Origin of the sequence: Streptomyces sp. NPDC047022, assembly GCF_040644155.1 — a bacterium.
In the GTDB taxonomy this organism is placed as follows: Bacteria; Actinomycetota; Actinomycetes; order Streptomycetales; family Streptomycetaceae; genus Streptomyces.
Genome location: NZ_JBEYVV010000020.1, coordinates 57,671 through 74,840, shown reverse-complemented (window position 1 = coordinate 74,840; position 17,170 = coordinate 57,671). Strand labels below are relative to the sequence as shown.

Genomic DNA, 17,170 nt, shown 5'->3' with positions numbered 1-17,170 from the left:
CTCGGGGCCGGTCTACTTCTCGAGGCAGAACTCGTTGATCGGGTAGCCCACGTGGCGGTCGGCGAGCGGCAGATAGCCGAGCACCTTGTCGCCGGGCTTGAGCTCGGTGCTGTTGAGTACCACTCCGCCCGGGCCGAGCACCCGCACGTGCCAGTCGTCCTGCAGGATCAGATTGACCTTCTGTCCGTTCGGCGCGACCGCGTCGACCGAGATCAGCGGCCGTGACTCGATTTTCACCCGGCCCACGGTGACCACCCTGGTCTGGCCCTTGACGTCCACCGCGAGCACCTTGCTGCCGGCCTTGAGCTCGCTCAGGTAGTTGGTGCGGTCGTTCTCGCCGGAGATCGTGTAGGACATGATCGCGCCGGCGTTGACCCGGAACGGGCGGGTGGGCATGTACGGCAGCGGGTGGGTCTCGCTGACGCACAGGATCATGCCCTTGGAGTGCGAGCCGACCAGGATGCCCTCGTCCTCGCGGAAGTGCGAGCAGGTGTCCACGCAGGCGCGTTCTCCCATGCCGATGTGCTCGGTGCAGGTGACCTCCAGCTCGACCAGCTCCAGGTTGCCGGGCTGGGCCTCGGCGGCGGCCTTCAGCGCGGTGGCGTCGCCCACGGCCTTCGGCGCCATCATCACGCCTTCGGAGCCGTGCTCGAGCACCCCGAAGATGATCTCGGCCTCCTCGACATCGCCCGCCACGGTGATGATGTTGCCGTTCGCCTTGGCGGCGGCGGCGATCACGATCTCCAGCGGAATCTTGGTGGGGTCGCGGAACAGCAGCACGCTCCACTTCTCGGTGCGCGCCGACTCGCACGCGTCCTCGAGGGTCGGGGCGTCCACGATCTCGACAAAGCGGCCGAACTCGATCGTGGGGTGGGCCTTGGTCAGCTCGGCGCGGTTGGTGTGCTCGGGGCCGAGGACGACGACGTCGGCCGGGCCGAACTCGGGCGGCAGCTCCTTGCCCTGGAGCAGCAGCACCTTCTTGACGGTCGGGGGCAGACCCTTGAGGTCCGCGGGGTTGGCCGCCACGATGGCGTCCACCCGCTGGTGGACCGCCTCCTCGACGATGGCCTTCTTCGCCGTCTTGACCGATCGGATGTCGAGCCAGCACAGCTTCACGTTGGGTTCTCCCAGCTTCGGTGTTCGGGAAACGTCTTGGTTGGTCAGCCGGCCGCGGTGAGTGGCTGGATCTCCCCGGTCAGGTTCAGTTCGGTCATCCCGTGCACGAGGTCGGACACGCGCCGGGCGGTGGCTCCGGGGTCGGCGGCCTGGAAGACATTGCGGCCCATGGCCGCGCCGGCCGCGCCGCCGCGCAGGGCGTCGCCCACGAACGCGAGCACCTCGTCGTCGCCGCCGCGCTGTGGTCCGCCGGCGACGATCAGCGGGATCGGGCAGGCCGCGGTGATCTGCGCCATCTCCTCGGGCGTGCCGACGTACGGCGTCTTGACGATGTCCGCGCCGAGGTCCGCGGCCAGCGCGGCCGCGTGGGCCACCAGTTCCGGGTCGCGCGGGTTGGTGATCTTCGGACCGCGCGGGTACATCATCGCCAGCAGCGGGATGTGCCAGCGGTCGCAGGCGTCCGCCACCTCGCCGAGGTCGGCGATCTGCCGGCGTTCGTCCAGGGAGCCGAGGTTGACATGCACGCTGACCGCGTCGGCGCCCAGCCTCAGGGCCTCCTCGACGCCGGTGACCAGGTACTTGGCATCCGGGTCGGCGGCGTGGGCGGTGCTGGCGCTCAGGTGCACGATCAGCGACATGTTGGCGAACCAACGGTTCTGGACGTGTCGCAGGCTGCCCTTGTGCAGCACGACCGCGTCCACGTCGGCCACGGCCAGCTCGCCGACCAGGGCGTCGAGCCCGCCGCCGCGGATCACCGGGCCGTCGCTGATCGAGTGGTCCAGTGGCACCACCATGAGCCGTCGCTCGTGATGGTGGAACAGTCGCAGCGACCGCAGGTCGCGTGCGAAGTGATTGGACGTCATCATCCTTGTTCCCCCGTGTTCTCATCGGTGGAGAGGTCGTCGTCGGACGAGATCTCTGACTCGAACTCCTTGTGCAGCGCCCGCAGCGCCTCCTCGTGATCGGACCGGGGTACGGTCGCCGAGGCGCGCAGCTGGGTGCAGGAGACCCAGCTCGTCGGGATGGAGGCCACGGCCAGGGCCGTGGTCATCCGTGCCACGTACTCCGGCCGGTTGAGCAGCCCCATGCCGATCACGGACACCTTCGCGACATCGGTGTCCATCCGGGCCTCGCCACCGGAGCGGGCGGCCGCCGCCTCGAGAGCCGGGCGAATCTCCTCCACGTCGCTGTGGCGGATGGTGAAGCCCATGCGGAACTCCTCCTCGTGGGGCCCGGACCGGGCCACGAGGTCGACCGGGACGGCGTGCCGCGCGAGAATGCCGAGCACCTCGGCGGCCAGGTCGCCACCGGTGGTGGAGCGGACCAGGACCCGGGCCACGTCGAGATCGCACGTGATGGCCGAGACCGCGCTGTCGGTCTCCAGCAGCCTCATGTCGACACCGCCGGCCACCACGGTTCCCTCGGACTGCCTGAGAGAGCTTCTGACATGCAGTTCAACTCCTTTGAAGGCGGCCAGTTCCACCGAACGCGGATGAAGAACCGTGGCTCCGGCGAAGGCCATCTCGGCCATCACTCCGACGTTGACCCGGGAGAGCCGGCGGGCCGAGGCGACGATCCGTGGGTCCGCGCTGTAGACCCCGTCGACATCGGTGAAGATCTCGCAGCGGTCGGCCTCGAGCGCGGCGGCCAGCGCGACCGCCGTGGTGTCCGAGCCGCCGCGGCCGAGGGTGACGACGTCACCCGCGTCATTGACGCCCTGGAAGCCGCCGACGACCACGACCCTGCCCTCGTCCAGCAGTCCGGTGATCCGGCGCGTCTCGACCTGGTCGATGACGCCCGCCCTGTGCCGGCCCGTCACCCGGATGCCGGCCTGAGGACCCGTCAGCGATGTGGCGGGCACCCGCATCCGTTCCAGTGCCAGGGCCAGCAGTGCGGCCGAGACGCACTCGCCGGTGGCCAGCAGTTGGTCCGTCTCGCGCCCGGCCTTGATGTGGCATTCCGGGCCCCCCACATGTCCGGCCAGGTCGAGCAGCCGGTCGGTGGTGTCGCCACGGGCCGAGACAACAACTACGATCCGTTCGCCACGGAAATGTGCGAGTGCCACACGACGTGCGACGTTTCGCAGCCGGTTTTCTCCGTGAAGTGAACTTCCACCGTACTTCTGGACAACAACGTCCATGCCCCCATTCCCCATTCCCCGTTCTGAACCGTCTGAAGGATCGAAGGATCGCTCCTCTGTACGAGCAGCCGGTCGCTTCGGAGCCTGGCTGGAAAAGGCTGTGGAAGCATCACCCGTTTACGGGATCCGGGTCGAGGCGCTCGCTCGTCCGACTCATCACGCGAACACGTGATGACCGGTCACCTCGTCCCGTCAAGGATCGATTGCACTGCCAATCGCCTGATCAGGAGTGGTCCCGTGGCCGAAGAGAATGTCGGCGTCGAGCGTCTCGAGAGCCGGATCCTGGTGGCCGGAGCGGGCCCTGTGGGAGCTGTCCTGGCGCTGGAACTCGCGCGGTACGGCGTGCCCAGCACGATCATCGAGCGCTCCTTCGCCCCGCCGCTGTTCCCGAAGATGGATTACCTGAACGGGCGGACCATGGAACTGTTCCGCCGGCTGGGAATTGCCGACGAAGTGCGTTCCGGAGGTGTCTCTTCCGAATTCGCCTCCGATTTCCTGTGGACCTGCGGATTTACCGGGCCGCCTGTCGCGGTGTGGCATCACGCCTCGCCGCAGGACGAGCTGGCCGAGGCCGCCAAGCCCAACGACGGCTCCGCACCGCTGGAGCCGTATCAGCGCATCACCGGGTCGCTGCTGGAGGAGCTCCTGCGGGCCAAGGTCCGGGCCCACCCTCTGATCGAGCTGTACGAGGGCTGGACGGTCACGGGCTTGGAGGATCACGACGACACCGGCGTCACCGTCCATGTCGTGGAGGCCGCCGGCGGCGTGCGGCGACGGCTGCGGACCCGCTGGCTGGCGGGCTGCGACGGGGCCGGCAGCGCGGTGCGTACCGCGCTCGGCATCGCGATGCCGGTCGAGGGCCCGAGGACCAACCGCTGCTCGGTGTACTTCCGCAGTGCCGACCCGGTGCTGCGCACCTGGGGCCGGGCCTTCGTCACCACAAGCTCGAACGGCATCACCATGGTGTCGCGGGACGAGCAGGACAGCTGGACGGCCTCCTTCCAGGTGCCCGACGGAGAGCCGTTCACCGGTGACCCGGTCGCCGCGATGCGGGACAGGCTCGGCGTGGACTTCACGGTCGACGAGGTGCTGTGCCTCAGCTCCTGGCAGGGCACCCTGGCCGTGGCCGAGCACTACAGCGACCGTTCGGTGTTCCTGGTCGGCGACGCGGCGCACCAGTTCTACCCGTTCGGCGGGCACGGTGCGAACACCGGCATCGCGGACGCGGTCGACCTCGGGTGGAAGCTCGCGGCCGTCGAGAACGGGTGGGGCGGTCCCGACCTGCTGAACAGTTACCAGGCGGAGCGGCGCCCGGTGGCCATGTTCAATCGCGAGATGTCCGCCAATCTGCTCGAGGTCTGGCGCCGCTTCGGACAGCTGGCGCGGGACGGGGCAAGCAGGGCGCACCTGTCGGGCTTCCTGGAGCGGCAGGCCCACCACGTCGACAACACCGGGATCCACTTCGGCTACCGCTACGGCACCTCACCGGTGGTCGCGCACGAGGACGGCCCGGAGCCGCGCTGGTCCTGGAGCCGGATCGTCCCCACGACCTGGCCGGGCGGCCGTCCGCCGTCCCTGCGCATGGCCGACGGAAGCGAGCTGTTCGACCACTTCGGCCCCGGGCTGACCCTGGTCGACACCTCGGCGGACGGGGCGGGCGCCACGCTCGCCGAGCGCGCGGCACAGCGCGGAATACCACTGCGGCACTTGACCATCAAGGACGAGCCGGTCCGGGACGCCTGGGAGCGCCCGCTCGTGCTGGTCCGCCCTGACCAGCACGTCGCCTGGCGCGCTGACGAGGCCCCGGCCGACGCGGACGCGGTGCTCGACCTCGTGTGCGGCCTCGCGGGTGTGCGGCCCGACGGGCGCTGACCACCGGACACACGAAGGCCCGATGTCCACAGCCGACGGGTATCGCCACTGCCGCCACCAGGAGGAACGATGAGCTCCGCCAAGCAGCCCGCAGTCTCCGGCTGGAGCGACTGCGCCGACCTCGACCGGCTGCTCGCCTCGCCCCCGCCGGCCTTCGCCGTGCTGTACCGGCCGGAGCGCTCCGGGGGCGACGAGCTGGAGATCCTCGTCGGGGATGTCACCGCCGTGGACCGGCTCGCCGACCTGCCGGTGCCGGAGGGTCCGGCGCCCGCCCGGCGGGGGGCCGGGACGAACGGGCCGCGGCACGAACTGCTCGCGCTGATCCCCTACCGCCAGATCACCGAGCGCGGCTTCGCCTGCCAGGAGGACGGCCGGCCGATTCTCGCCCTGTCCGTGCGCACCCAGGGCAGGGTCGCGGTCGCCGAGGCGGTGGCCCGGATACCCGACCTGCCGACCACGCTCACCGACGCCCGCTTCGAACCGGACGACCGCGCGTACGCGGACACGGTCCGGCGGGTGCTGGCGGAGGAGATAGGCGAAGGCGCGGGCGCCAACTTCGTCATCAGCCGCTCCTTCACCGCCACCCTGGAGGACTTCTCGGCGGCCCGGTCCCTGGCGGTGTTCCGGCGTCTGCTGCTCAACGAGCCCGGCGCGTACTGGACGTTCCTGGTGCACACCCCCGAGCGGTCCTTCGTCGGTGCCACACCCGAACGGCACATCAGCCTGCACGGCGGGCTGGCCGTGATGAACCCCATCAGCGGCACCTACCGCTACCCGCCGACCGGGCCGACACCGGAGGGACTGATCGGCTTCCTCGCGGACCGAAAGGAGACGGACGAGCTCTACATGGTGGTGGACGAGGAGCTGAAGATGATGGCCCAGGTATGTCCCGAAGGCGGGCGTGTGCGGGGGCCGTTCCTGAAAGAGATGGGTAATCTGGCGCACACCGAGTACCTCATAGAGGGGCGCACCGCCGCCTCCCCGGCCGAGCTGCTGCACGCGACCATGTTCGCGCCCACGGTGACCGGCAGCCCGCTGGAGAACGCCTGCCGGGTGATCGCCCGTCACGAGCCGGGCGGACGCGGCCATTACAGCGGGGTCGCCGCTCTCATCGGGCGGGACGCCGACGGACAGCGGGAGCTGGACTCGGCGATCATGATCCGTACGGCCGACATCGAGCCCACCGGGCGACTGCGGCTCACCGTCGGCGCGACGCTCGTACGCCTGTCGGATCCGGACTCCGAGGTCGCCGAGACCCGGGCCAAGACCGCCGGACTGCTCGCGGCCCTCGACCACGCCGACGCGACCTCCCGCACGCCGTCGCGCAGCGCCGGTACCGGCCACGCCCCGGAACTGGCCCGCGACCCCCGGGTCCGCTCGGCGCTCCAGGCACGGAACCGGACGCTGGCCCCCTTCTGGCTGGCGCCGGACGACAGCGCGGCGGAACCGGGAGCGAGGCGCCGGGCCTTTCCCCTGCTGCAGAGGCGCCGCGGGGTGATCGTCGACGCCGAGGACACCTTCACCGCGATGCTCGCCCAGCAGCTCACCGCGCTGGGCATGGTGATCACCGTCCAGCCGTACCACCAGGTCGAGATCGGCGCCGACGTGGACTTCGCGGTGCTCGGCCCCGGCCCCGGCGACCCCCGTGATCTGGAAGATCCCAAGATCGGTTCGCTGCGCCGTACCGCGTACACCATGCTGCGCGAGAAGCTGCCGTTCCTCGCGGTCTGCCTCGGGCACCAGATCCTGTGCTCGGTGCTGGGGCTCCCGCTGGTCCGCCGGGACGTGCCCAACCAGGGCACCCAGCTGGAGATCGAGTTCGCCGGTCGCCGGGAACGGGTCGGCTTCTACAACACCTTCGCGGCCACCAGCCCCGGGCCCCAGATCGACCTTCCCGCGCTGAGCGCCCCGGTGGAGTGCTGGCGAGACACGCGGACCGGTCAGGTGCACGGCCTGCGAGGGCCCGGTTTCACCTCGGCGCAGTTCCACCCGGAGTCCGTGTTCACCGAGCACGGCCCGGAGATCCTCGGCTGGATGCTCGCCTCGGCACTCGGCGGCGACTGACCCGACGCCCCCCGGCCGCCGGGGTGCCTCCGGGACACCCCGGCCGATGACGCCGGTCAAAACGGCTGTGTCCGCGGTTCCGTGCCGCGTAGAAGAACTCCGGCTCGAGGCCCGGTCCGTCGGTGGACGCCTCCGCCCATGACATCGGCCGGTTGCGGCGCTTGTCGCGCTCGCGTGAGGGCCGGACCACCCCGGGCGGGCCTCGGACGACTTCCGGAGGGCGGTGCCCTCAGCCCTGTCGGGAGGGCGTGCGCTGGCGTACGGCCTCGTAGGTGAAGAGGGCGGCCGACACCGCGATGTTGAGGGAGTCCACCTTGCCGAACATCGGGATCTTCGCCTTGGTGTGACGGCCCGAGAGCCACTGGTCCGACAGGCCGTACTTCTCGCTGCCCATCAGGATCGCCGTGGGTCCGGTCATGTCGACGTCGGCCATCAGGACGTCCGTGTCCGGGGTGGTGGCGACGATGTTCACCGCGTGCTCCTCCAGCCAGCGCATGACGTCCCCGGAGTCGGCCGAGACGACCGGTACGGCGAACACCGTGCCCTTGCTGGCCCGGATCACGTTCGGATTGCCCCAGTCGGTCACGGGGTTGGCCGAGATCACGGCGGTCACCCCGGCAGCGTCGGCGGTGCGCAGAACCGAGCCCAGGTTGCCGGGCTTCTCGACGCTCTCGCAGACGACGAAGAGGGAGCGGCTGTCGACCTCGATGCGGGAGAGGTCGGTCTCGATGTCCGGTACGACGGCGAGCCAGCCGTCCGGGCCCTCACGGTAGGCGGCCTTGTCGAACGCCTGCCGGCTGAGGCTGAACAGGTCCGCGCCGCACTCGGCCGCACGGGTGATGACCTGGCGCGGGTCGGCTCCGCCGGTCAGCGCGGGGCAGAAATACAGCTCACGGGGACGGACGCCGGCCCGCAGGGCGAGATCCAGTTCCTCATAACCCTCGACGAGCGTCACTCCGGAATCCTGCCGGTTCCGTCGGCGACGGAGGGCGGCGAGTTCCTTCACATGAGGGTTGCTCGGGCTGGAGATCTCCTTGGGCGAACCAACCCGCGGGATGGACGGCATCGGCGGTGGGAATCACGGGGCCTTTCCGGCACCGATCCTCCGCCCCCTTTCTCGTGTTTCCTGTGCTCTTGTGCACTACGCGCGGTCGTGGCCAGGGTACCCGACGGCCCGCCGAGGGCCCGTCCTCGCGCCCGCCGGGCCGAGGCCCGAATCCCGGGGGCGGCGAGTCGCCCCGCCCACCCGCCAACCCCGCGCATCCGTGCCGTGCGGCGGCAGCAGCCGCAGTGGGAGCGACAGCGGCGGCCGCGCGTTCGGGTGCGTCCGCGAAATTGATATTGATCCGGTGAGAAGAGAACCAGCGGCCATGAGGCGTCCTCTTAGTGAACGGTTAGCATCGCCAGCACAGTCGTAGGGCGGGATGGGGTGGGTGTCGTGTCACAGAGGGAGCCGGATCCCGGGCCCCAAGTCGCTGTCGCCGTCGTGACCATGGGCAACCGGCCCGCCGAGGTCGACGCGCTCCTTCTGTCCGTCGCCAAGCAGGACGTCGCCCCCTCCCGCATCGTCATCGTCGGCAACGGCTGCCCCCTGCCGGAGTTCGCCGAGCGCCTGGGCCTGCCCGGCGAGGTGACATGCATCGAGGTCGAGGACAACCTCGGCTGCCCGGGCGGCCGCAACGTTGCCCTTGCCCGGCTCCGGGAGTTCGGGGACGTGGACGTCGTGGTCGAACTCGACGACGACGGGCTGCTCGTCGACGCCGATGTACTGCGCCGCGTACGGGATCTGTACGCCGCCGACCCGGCCCTCGGCATCGTCGGGTTCCGGATCGCGGACGAGCACGGTGAGACCCAGCGCCGGCATGTTCCGCGGGTCGGGGCCGCCGACCCGATGCGCGGTGGCCCCGTGACCGGGTTCCTGGGCGGCGGGCACGCGCTGTCCATGGCGATGCTCGCGCAGACCGGGGACTGGCCCGCGGAGTTCTTCTTCGCGCACGAGGAGACGGATCTCGCCTGGCGGGCCGTCGACGCGGGCTGGACCGTTCTGTACGCGCCCGAGCTGCTGCTCCAGCACCCCAAGACCTCACCCGCGCGGCACGCCATCTACTACCGGGTGACGGCGCGCAACCGGGTATGGCTCGTACGGCGGCGTCTGCCTCTCCCGCTGATCCCCGTCCACCTGGGGGTATGGATCGCCGTCACCCTTCTGCGGACGCGCTCGGCCGGTGGGCTCAAGGCATGGTTCGGCGGGTTCATGGAGGGGCTGCGGACCTCGGGCGGCCAGCGGCGCCCGATGCGCTGGCGCACGGTGTGGCGCCTCACCAGGCTGGGCCGGCCACCGGTCATCTAGCCTCCCCTGGTGCCGCCGCAGGCAGTACTTGCCCCGCACTCCGTCACTTCGCGTCGGCGTAGCACTCCACCACGGCCGTGGTGAACGGAATGCGTACCGGCGTCTCGCCGAACGTCAGCCGCATCGCCAGGGCGGAGGCCTCGTCGATGGCCGCGACCACCGTGTCGGCCTCTTCGGCGGGGCAGTGCACGATCACCTCGTCGTGCTGGAAGAAGACCAGTTCGGCGGCGAGGTCCGCGCAGGCACGGCGCAGCGCGGCGAGCAGCAGCAGGGCCCAGTCGGCGGCGCTGCCCTGGACGACGAAGTTGCGCGCGAAGCGGCCTCGGGCACGGGAGTTGGTCGAGGCGTACCCCGGCATCCAGTGCTGGGGTTCCCCGGATGCCTCCGCGGGTCCGTCCTCCTGCGGAATGCCCGCCTCCTCGGTCGCGTCGTCGGACGCCCCGGCGGCGGGCGGGGACGTACGGCCGAGCCAGGTCCTCACCAGCCGCCCCTCCTCTCCCGCCCGGGCCGCGTCGTCCACGTAGGCGACGGCGCGCGGGAAGCGGCGGCGCAGCGCGGCGAGGTTCTTCAGGCCGTCGCCGGAGGTCTGGCCGTAGATCGCACCCAGCACGGCGAGTTTGGCCTGGGCGCGGTCGCCCGAGAAGGCCCGGTCCGACACCGACTGATAGAGGTCGGTCTCGCGCCCGGCGACCTCCATGAACGCCGGGTCGCGTGAGATCGCGGCCAGGACGCGGGGTTCCATCTGGGCGGCGTCGGCCACCACCAGCCGCCAGCCGGGGTCGGCGACCACCGCGTGCCGGATGACTTTGGGGATCTGCAGGGCGCCTCCGCCGTTGGTGACCCAGCGGCCGGTGACCGTGCCTCCCGGCAGGTACTCGGGCCGGAAGCGGCCGTCGTGCACCCAGTCCTGGAGCCAGGACCAGCCGTGGGCGACCCAGATGCGGTACAGCTTCTTGTACTCCAGCAGCGGCTTCACGGCGGGGTGGTCGAGGGACTCGATCTCCCAGCGGCGGGTGGAACGCACCCGGATCCCCGCCTGCGCGAAGGCCCTGACGACGTCGGCGGGCAGGTCGGGCCGGACCCGGCGGCCGAACGCGGCCGACACCTCGTCGGCCAGCTCGGCGAGGCGCCGGGGCTCGCCGCCGCCCGGATACCGCTCGCCGAGCAGTTCATGCAGCAGGTCGCGGTGGACGTCCGCGCTCCACGGCAGCCCCGCGCGGTTCATCTCGGAGGCCACCAGCATGCCGGCCGACTCGGCAGCGGTGAGCAGACGCATACGCGGCGGGTGCTCCGCCGCCTCGTGCCGGCGCTGCTGCTCCGCGTACACCTCGACGAGGTCCCGGAGGGGAAGGTGGACGGGGCTCGGCTCGAAGAGGTAGGACTGCGAGCCGGGCTCGGCCGAGCGCGCCGGGGGATCGGGCGGTACGGGGCCACCGCGCAGCCGGGCCAGCGCGGCGGCGGCTGACCGGGGCTCGCCGAGGCGGCCCTCATGGCCCAGGAGAAGGGTCTCGGCGGCCTCGACGTCGTAGCACCGCTCCACTCGCACCCCCGTGGCGAGCAGGCGCGGCTGGACGTCGGCGGTGGACCGCCACACCCACCGCGTGACCTCGGGCCGCGCCCGGACGGCCTCGCCGAGATCCCTCTCCCTGAGCACGGGCCCCGCGAGCAGCCCCTCCGGGCCGAGGGCGGCGACGTCCACGCCACCGTCCTCGGCCGGAGCGAGAGCCCAGCGCCCGGTCATGATGCGAGTGTGGCAGGGGGGTCTGACAACGGGCCCTGACCTGCGGCTTACCAGGTCAGCCCTTGTCTTCGCGGTCCTTGTCCTCGCTGTCCTTGTCCTCAAGGGCCTCGCGGATCTTCTCGAGTTCCTCAAGGACCTTTTCCTCGGTCGCCGCCTTGTCGATGCCCAGCCCGGACAGCGGGCCCTCACCGTTCTCAAGTTCGAGGAGCGCGAGGAGGATGTGCTCGGTTCCGACGTAGTTGTGGCCCAGGCGCAGCGCCTCCCGGAAGGTGAGTTCGAGGGCCTTCTTCGCGGCAGGGGCGTACGGCACCGGTTCCGGGGCGTTCTCGGCGCGGGGCGGGAGCGCCGCCGTCGCCGCCTCGCGCACCGCGTCCAGGGAGACGCCCTGGGCGACGACCGCCCTGGCCGCGAGCGCCTCCGGTTCGGCGAGGAGTCCAAGGACCAGGTGCCCGGGACCGGTCTCGGCGTTGCCCGCGGCCTTCGCCTCGTTGTGTGCGGCAATGACCACGTTGCGGGCACGGGGGGTGTAGCGGCTGAATCCCTGGCTGGGGTCGAGGTCGGCGGACTCCTTGGGGACGAAGCGCTTCTGGGCCGCCTGCCTCGTCACGCCCATGCTCTTGCCGATGTCGGTCCAGGAAGCGCCCGAACGCCGGGCCTGATCGACGAAATGGCCGATCAGATGGTCGGCCACGTCGCCGAGGTGCTCCGCGGCGAGCATCGCGTCCTGGAGCTGGTCGAGTGCGTCGGTGTGGACCTTCTTGATGGCTTCGACGAGGTCGTCGAGACGCAAGTTCGCTGTGATGGGCTTCTCCGTCATATGTCAACCCTAGGTTGACGCCCGGCTGGCGTCAACCCTTGGTTGACAATGGGCGTCCCGGCTTCTCCGGCGTCCATGTCACGATCGGATGCGTGAGTACGACGACCACGGTGGACCGCGTCTTCAGGGCGGCCCTCTACGACAACTCCGACGCGACCCTCGACACCGGAGCCTCGCTGCTGGCCGCCGACCGCACGGCCGACGCCGAGCTCGTCCGGCGCGGGGAGCAGCTGGTCGCCTCGGCCTGGCAGCGCGGCTGGCAGCCCGCCGATGTCGTACGCGTCGTACGCCGCGAGCTGGAAGACCTCCATGTGCGCGTCGTCTCGGCGCTGATCACCGGTGAGGCGGGGCAGCGGCCGGCCCCCAGCGCCCGCTGGGCCGCACAGCTCGAAGAGCTGGACGCGCGGCCCCTGCAGGCTCCCGACCGCTTCTCGTACGCCACGGCCGTCCTGGAGCTGTACCGCCTGCTCCTGCGCCTGCCGACCCTGGAATCCCTGGACGCACCGGGCCGGCCGGGTGCGTCACGGGAGCCGGAGTCCCGCATGCTCACCCGCATCCGCGCCCTGCTCGCCAAGGCGGAGGCGACCGGGTACCCGCAGGAGGCGGAGGCGCTCAGCGCCAAGGCCCAGGAGCTGATGGCCAGGCACAGCATCGACGAGGCGCTGCTCGCCGCCCGTACGCAGGCCAAGGACACGCCGGGTGCCTGCCGCATAGGTGTCGACGCGCCCTACGAGACGGCCAAGGCCGTTCTCCTGGACGCGGTGGCGTCCGCGAACCGGTGCCGGTCCGTGTGGCACGGGTCCCTGGGCTTCTCCACGGTCATCGGGTTCGAGCCCGACCTGGAGGCCGTCGAACTCCTCTACACCTCGCTGCTGGTCCAGGCGACCACCGCCCTGACGAAGGCGGAGGCTGGGCAGCGCAAGGGCGGCAGAAAGCGCACGAAGACGTTCAAGCAGTCGTTCCTCGCCGCGTACGCCCACCGCGTCGGCGACCGCCTCAGGGCCGCAGCCGAAGGTCAGGTCGCCCAGACCAGCGAGGACCGGAGCGCGGGGGAGCTGCTGCCGGTGCTCGCGGCCCGGGACGTCGCCGTCGCCGACCGCATGGAGAGCATGTTCCCGGACACGGTCACCACCCGGATGCGCGGAGTCAGTGACGTCGACGGGTGGGAGCAGGGGGCCGCGGCGGCGGACCGGGCGCAGGTCGCCGCGCGGCCCCGGATCACCTGAGGGCTGGTGGCCCGGTGCACGTGAGGACGGGTCGGGCCCGGTTCACGTGAGGACCTGAACGCGGGCGTCAGTCGCCCGCGGTCTGGACGGGGGTCACCGAAGCGTCCGGAGTGCTCGGGTTCTTCAGCGCCACATCGCCGTACGACCAGGGGTAGCTGCCTGCCGCCGCGGCACCCGGGATGCTGATCTTCACGGTCCTCATCGGGGCGCTGAGCGCGCCGCCGTCGCCTCGGACGTAGGTGATGGTGAAGGTCGCCGCCTCGTCCTTCTGCAGCGTCACCTTCTGCGGGTTGGCCCCCTGCTGGTCGGTGACGGACAGGCCGGACTTGCCGTCGTTCAGCTCGATGGCGGGGAAGCCCTCGAAGGTGCAGGCACGGCTGTCGCGGTTCGTGACGGTGACCGGGACGTTCCCGGTGTCGCCGGCGCTGGTGGCGGCGTTGCCGGGACCGACCTTGACGGCGATACGGCAGCCGGCGGCGGCCTTGCTGCCGCCGGCGTCACCGCTGTGGCCGCCGTTGCCGCTCTTGCCGCCGCAGGCGGTCAGGGCGAGGGCCGCGGCGAGGGCGGTGACGGCGAGGGGGACGTGAAGCGAGCGCATGGAGGTCCTCTGGGTCGTGACGATGTGCATGGATCATCACGCAGGTGTTCCGTGGCGTCTCGCGCGCCCCCTGCGGTGCCGCGTGCGCCGGGAACCTCACGCCGCGGGACTCACCGTCCAGGCCGCGCTGGATCAGGAACCCAGGCCCGTCGTCGGCAGCCCGCTGGGCAGGCCGGAGCCCTCGGCCTTCTGGTAGGTCTCCGTGCCCAGGCCGCCCTGCCACGTCACCTTCAGGCTTGCGGAGTTCACGGAGTCGACCATTCCGGTCTTGCGGTTCTTGCCGCCGTCCGGGCATGAGAGGTGGATCATCTGCATGCCCGCCTCGTCGCCCGCGGTTCCCCTGCAGAGGGTGCCGTTCGTCTCGTAGAGAGCGACCTGCCGGCCGTTGATCATCAGCACCACGGCCTTGCCCTTGGTCGTGGCCAGCCAGCTGCCCTCCAGCTTTCCGGCCTTGCCGCCCGACGTTCCGGAACCGCCGCCGGTGTCCCCCGGGGAACCCGGGGAGGCGGAGGTGCTCGGAGTGGGGGTGCCGCCCGCCGAGTCGTCGCTCCCGGAGCCGCCGCTGCAGCCGGTCAGTGCGAGCGCGGTCGCAAGACCTGCGGCAGCCAGCGCGATGCGCGCCCGTCGGCGCGTGACGTGGGTCGCTGTCACTGAAGTCTCCCAAGGTTGCCGATGAGGTCACAGGGACGGTCGCTGCAAGCTACCAGGTGACTTGTGGACGACGGTGAGATGTCTCACGTGCGGCTCGCTCACGCGATGCGTGCCCGGCGCTCTGGAACAGGAAGACCACGGTATGCGTCTCTTCCTATTGAAGGGGTCCGGCTGTGCGGGTCCGGTCGCGCGAAACCCTGTCGTGCGAGTCCTGCCTGCGCGAGACCTGTCTGTGCGAAGCGAAGCGGCTCGACCGGTCGGGCGGCGGCCGGAAAGTGGTCAAGGGACAGCAAAGGCTGTAATCACGGGAACACCCCCCGTGCACGTGCATCTGCTCATGCATCTGCATGTGAACAGAGTTATGATCCGGGGCAGTTGACTACTGCATCAATTGCCACATCAGCCACTGCACCACCGGGGAGCGACCTGTGGACCACGACGTGTACGACGTGGACGACGTCTACAACGGCATGGCTGCGACAGAGCTGAACGGAGTGGCCTGGCAGAAGAGCAGACACAGCAACTCCCAGGGATCCTGCGTGGAGTTCGCCCGCCTGCCGGGGGGAGAGGTCGCGGTGCGGAACTCCCGCTTCCCCGACGGACCCGCCCTGGTCTACACCCGGGCGGAGATCGAGGCGATGCTGCTCGGCATCAAGGACGGCGAGTTCGACCACCTGATCGTCTAGCCGGCCTGCGGTGGACAGGCCCACCGCAGGCCGTTACGCGCGTAGATCCGAGGCCCCGGAAAGCGCCCTGGAAGATCACTCCATGCCCGTCCGCGGCGACGGCAGCCGGAACAGCGCCCAGACCACCTTGCCGCTGAGCGCGCCGGTCAGCGGGTGCCAGCCCCAGCTGTCGGCGAACGAGTCCACCAGGAACAGCCCGCGGCCGGACTCCGCCGAGAAGTCCTCGGAGTTGCCCGCGACCGGTCCGTCATGGCTGGGGTCGCGCACGGCGCACACCAGGCGTGAGGTCCAGCGCATCAGATGCAGTCGCACGGGTGCGTCCTGCTCGCCGCCGGTGCGTCCGGACGACGAGGGCAGCGCGTGCCGCAACGCGTTGGTGACCAGTTCGGAGACCACGAGGCAGACGTCGTCGAAGCGCTCGCTCACATCCCAGCCGACGAGTGTCTTGCGGGTGAACTGCCGCGCCTCGCGCACCGCTTCGAGGTGGGAGGGGAGGGCGCAGGATGCGGCGCCGGACACGGCCGCGGGGTCGAGCGGCGGAAGTCCCTGTCGTAAGGGCTCGAGCATGGTCGATCCATTCGTCCCCATGCGAGGCACTCCCGGGTGTTCGCGGTCGTGGCGATGCAGCGGTGGCGCGGGGACCATGGTTTCGGATGAGTCAGGCAGATGCAAGGGCAGATGCACGTGCACGCGCCGGTATTGGCGCTTCCCGTACCGCTTTCTGCTCATTTCTTCTGCCGCTTTCTTCCCCTCTTGCTTGCCTCTCCGATCCCCTCGTGGCCCCTCGTTGTCCCTTCTGCGGCCCCGTTGTCCCTTCCCAGTCACTTATTGCACCTTCCTGTGCCCCTCCTTGCGCCTGGCTTTGGCTGCTTTCCGTTTCTGTAACCGTACGAGTACTGCTCGAAGTGATTTAGTGGCAGACTGCGCTGTCTGAAGGACAGTCGGGGAGGCTGACGAACGTGAGCACTGGGGACTCGAGCGGGTCGGTGGTGCGGCGGATTCTGCTGGGATCCCATCTCAGGCGCCTGCGCGAGTCGCGGGGCATCACCAGGGAGCAGGCCGGCTACTCGATCCGTGCCTCCGAGTCGAAGATCAGCCGCATGGAGTTGGGACGGGTGAGCTTCAAGACGCGTGATGTCGAGGACCTGTTGACGCTGTACGGGGTCACCGACGAGGTCGAACGTACGTCGCTGCTCTCCCTGGCGAAGGAGGCCAATGTCGCCGGGTGGTGGCACAGCTACTCGGACATCCTGCCGAACTGGTTCCCGACCTATGTCGGCCTCGAAGGGGCCGCGCACCTGATCAAGTCGTACGAAGTCCAGTTCGTGCACGGACTGCTCCAGACCGAGGCGTACGCGCGCACGGTCGTCGCCCGGGGCATGAGGGGCGCGAGCGCCTCCGACATCGACCGGCGTGTCGGTCTGCGGCTGGAGCGGCAGAAGTACCTCCTGTCGGACAACGCGCCGGAGTTCCAGGTCGTCCTGGACGAGGCGGCCCTGCGCCGTGCCTACGGCGACCGGGAAGTGATGCGAGGTCAGCTGCAGCATCTGATCGACATCTCGGAGCGCCCCAACGTCCGGCTCCAGGTCATGCCGTTCAGCTTCGGCGGGCACTCCGGGGAGAGCGGCGCCTTCACCATCCTGAGCTTCTCGGAGTCCGACCTGTCCGACGTGGTCTATATGGAGCAGCTCACCAGCGCGCTGTATCTGGACAAGCGTGAGGACGTCACCCAGTACGAGTCCGCGATGAAGGAGCTGCAGCAGGACAGCCTCGGGCCCGACGAGAGCCGTGATCTGCTGCGGGGGCTGCTCCAGCTCTCCTGAGAGGCCCTGCGCGATACCCGCGAGTTTTCTCCAACTCTCCTTCAACACCCGTACGATGACGTGTGATCAGACCGTGACGTGATCGC

15 protein-coding genes are annotated in these 17,170 nt (G+C 70.3%); 6 read left to right on the top strand and 9 right to left on the bottom strand.

Annotation, left to right across the window (positions count from 1 at the left end):
* Positions 1 to 12 precede the first annotated feature (12 nt).
* Genes ABZ845_RS21060 through ABZ845_RS21050 form a run of 3 tightly spaced genes read right to left on the bottom strand, consistent with a single transcriptional unit; the run spans position 13 to position 3,256 of the window.
* Positions 13 to 1,164, bottom strand: coding sequence for a 3-dehydroquinate synthase II (locus tag ABZ845_RS21060; RefSeq protein WP_360981920.1), 1,152 nt, complete (start codon positions 1,162 to 1,164; stop codon positions 13 to 15).
* Positions 1,161 to 1,982 carry a 2-amino-3,7-dideoxy-D-threo-hept-6-ulosonate synthase gene (locus ABZ845_RS21055; RefSeq protein WP_360981836.1) on the bottom strand — a complete coding sequence of 274 codons (822 nt, stop codon included), beginning with the start codon at positions 1,980 to 1,982 and terminating at the stop codon, positions 1,161 to 1,163. The genes ABZ845_RS21060 and ABZ845_RS21055 overlap by 4 nt, the downstream gene beginning before the upstream one ends.
* Positions 1,979 to 3,256, bottom strand: coding sequence for an aspartate kinase (locus ABZ845_RS21050; RefSeq protein WP_360981834.1), 1,278 nt, complete (start codon positions 3,254 to 3,256; stop codon positions 1,979 to 1,981). Before ABZ845_RS21050 ends, ABZ845_RS21055 begins: the two co-directional genes overlap by 4 nt.
* Positions 3,257 to 3,493: 237 nt before the next feature.
* On the opposite strand from ABZ845_RS21050, the gene ABZ845_RS21045 reads away from it, so the two are divergent.
* Both ABZ845_RS21045 and ABZ845_RS21040 read left to right on the top strand, forming a co-directional pair.
* Entirely contained in the window at positions 3,494 to 5,128 is a 1,635-nt protein-coding gene (locus ABZ845_RS21045) for an FAD-dependent monooxygenase (protein WP_360981832.1), read from the top strand.
* A 69-nt stretch (positions 5,129 to 5,197) separates the two neighbouring features.
* Entirely contained in the window at positions 5,198 to 7,192 is a 1,995-nt protein-coding gene (locus ABZ845_RS21040) for an anthranilate synthase family protein (RefSeq protein ID WP_360981830.1), read from the top strand.
* A 229-nt stretch (positions 7,193 to 7,421) separates the two neighbouring features.
* Here the strand turns inward: ABZ845_RS21040 and ABZ845_RS21035 are convergent, their stop codons facing one another.
* Positions 7,422 to 8,147 (bottom strand): RNA methyltransferase, encoded by a 726-nt coding sequence (locus ABZ845_RS21035; protein ID WP_360981828.1) that lies wholly within the window; start codon positions 8,145 to 8,147, stop codon positions 7,422 to 7,424.
* Between the two features lie 483 nt (positions 8,148 to 8,630).
* Here ABZ845_RS21035 and ABZ845_RS21030 point away from each other — a divergent pair, with 483 nt between their 5' ends.
* Positions 8,631 to 9,542 (top strand): glycosyltransferase, encoded by a 912-nt coding sequence (locus ABZ845_RS21030; RefSeq protein WP_360981826.1) that lies wholly within the window; start codon positions 8,631 to 8,633, stop codon positions 9,540 to 9,542.
* Positions 9,543 to 9,585: 43 nt separating this feature from the next.
* On the opposite strand, the gene ABZ845_RS21025 is transcribed toward ABZ845_RS21030, so the two are convergent.
* Positions 9,586 to 11,283, bottom strand: a complete 1,698-nt coding sequence (locus tag ABZ845_RS21025; RefSeq protein WP_360981824.1) for a bifunctional 3'-5' exonuclease/DNA polymerase — start codon at positions 11,281 to 11,283, stop codon at positions 9,586 to 9,588.
* 55 nt (positions 11,284 to 11,338) lie between these two features.
* Positions 11,339 to 12,100 (bottom strand): Clp protease N-terminal domain-containing protein, encoded by a 762-nt coding sequence (locus tag ABZ845_RS21020; RefSeq protein WP_360981822.1) that lies wholly within the window; start codon positions 12,098 to 12,100, stop codon positions 11,339 to 11,341.
* 92 nt (positions 12,101 to 12,192) lie between these two features.
* Between ABZ845_RS21020 and ABZ845_RS21015 the strand changes: the two genes are divergently transcribed.
* The gene (locus ABZ845_RS21015) at positions 12,193 to 13,326 is read left to right on the top strand and encodes a DUF2786 domain-containing protein (protein WP_360981820.1); all 1,134 of its coding nucleotides are present in this window, start codon (positions 12,193 to 12,195) and stop codon (positions 13,324 to 13,326) included.
* Positions 13,327 to 13,393: 67 nt separating this feature from the next.
* On the opposite strand, the gene ABZ845_RS21010 is transcribed toward ABZ845_RS21015, so the two are convergent.
* Together ABZ845_RS21010 and ABZ845_RS21005 are read right to left on the bottom strand one after the other, a co-directional pair.
* Positions 13,394 to 13,924: a DUF4232 domain-containing protein gene (locus ABZ845_RS21010; protein ID WP_360981818.1), complete on the bottom strand. Its 531-nt coding sequence runs from the start codon at positions 13,922 to 13,924 to the stop codon at positions 13,394 to 13,396.
* Between the two features lie 132 nt (positions 13,925 to 14,056).
* Entirely contained in the window at positions 14,057 to 14,575 is a 519-nt protein-coding gene (locus ABZ845_RS21005; protein WP_360981816.1) for a hypothetical protein, read from the bottom strand.
* Positions 14,576 to 15,003: 428 nt separating this feature from the next.
* On the opposite strand from ABZ845_RS21005, the gene ABZ845_RS21000 reads away from it, so the two are divergent.
* Positions 15,004 to 15,261: a DUF397 domain-containing protein gene (locus ABZ845_RS21000; RefSeq protein ID WP_360981814.1), complete on the top strand. Its 258-nt coding sequence runs from the start codon at positions 15,004 to 15,006 to the stop codon at positions 15,259 to 15,261.
* Positions 15,262 to 15,336: 75 nt separating this feature from the next.
* Here the strand turns inward: ABZ845_RS21000 and ABZ845_RS20995 are convergent, their stop codons facing one another.
* The gene (locus tag ABZ845_RS20995) at positions 15,337 to 15,828 is read right to left on the bottom strand and encodes an ATP-binding protein (RefSeq protein WP_360981812.1); all 492 of its coding nucleotides are present in this window, start codon (positions 15,826 to 15,828) and stop codon (positions 15,337 to 15,339) included.
* Between the two features lie 419 nt (positions 15,829 to 16,247).
* Between ABZ845_RS20995 and ABZ845_RS20990 the strand changes: the two genes are divergently transcribed.
* A complete protein-coding gene (locus ABZ845_RS20990) occupies positions 16,248 to 17,084 on the top strand; it encodes a helix-turn-helix transcriptional regulator (protein ID WP_360981918.1) in 837 nt (278 codons plus the stop codon).
* The last annotated feature ends 86 nt before the right edge of the window (positions 17,085 to 17,170 follow it).

Bases quoted from the DNA above. Each gene is read 5' to 3' on its own strand.
- ABZ845_RS21055 (WP_360981836.1), bottom strand. From the start codon at position 1,982: ATGATGACGTCCAATCACTTCGCACGCGACCTGCGGTCGCTGCGACTG.
- ABZ845_RS21050 (WP_360981834.1), bottom strand. From the start codon at position 3,256: ATGGACGTTGTTGTCCAGAAGTACGGTGGAAGTTCACTTCACGGAGAA.
- ABZ845_RS21040 (WP_360981830.1), top strand. From the start codon at position 5,198: ATGAGCTCCGCCAAGCAGCCCGCAGTCTCCGGCTGGAGCGACTGCGCC.
- ABZ845_RS21025 (WP_360981824.1), bottom strand. From the start codon at position 11,283: ATGACCGGGCGCTGGGCTCTCGCTCCGGCCGAGGACGGTGGCGTGGAC.
- ABZ845_RS21020 (WP_360981822.1), bottom strand. From the start codon at position 12,100: ATGACGGAGAAGCCCATCACAGCGAACTTGCGTCTCGACGACCTCGTC.
- ABZ845_RS21010 (WP_360981818.1), bottom strand. From the start codon at position 13,924: ATGCGCTCGCTTCACGTCCCCCTCGCCGTCACCGCCCTCGCCGCGGCC.
- ABZ845_RS20995 (WP_360981812.1), bottom strand. From the start codon at position 15,828: ATGCTCGAGCCCTTACGACAGGGACTTCCGCCGCTCGACCCCGCGGCC.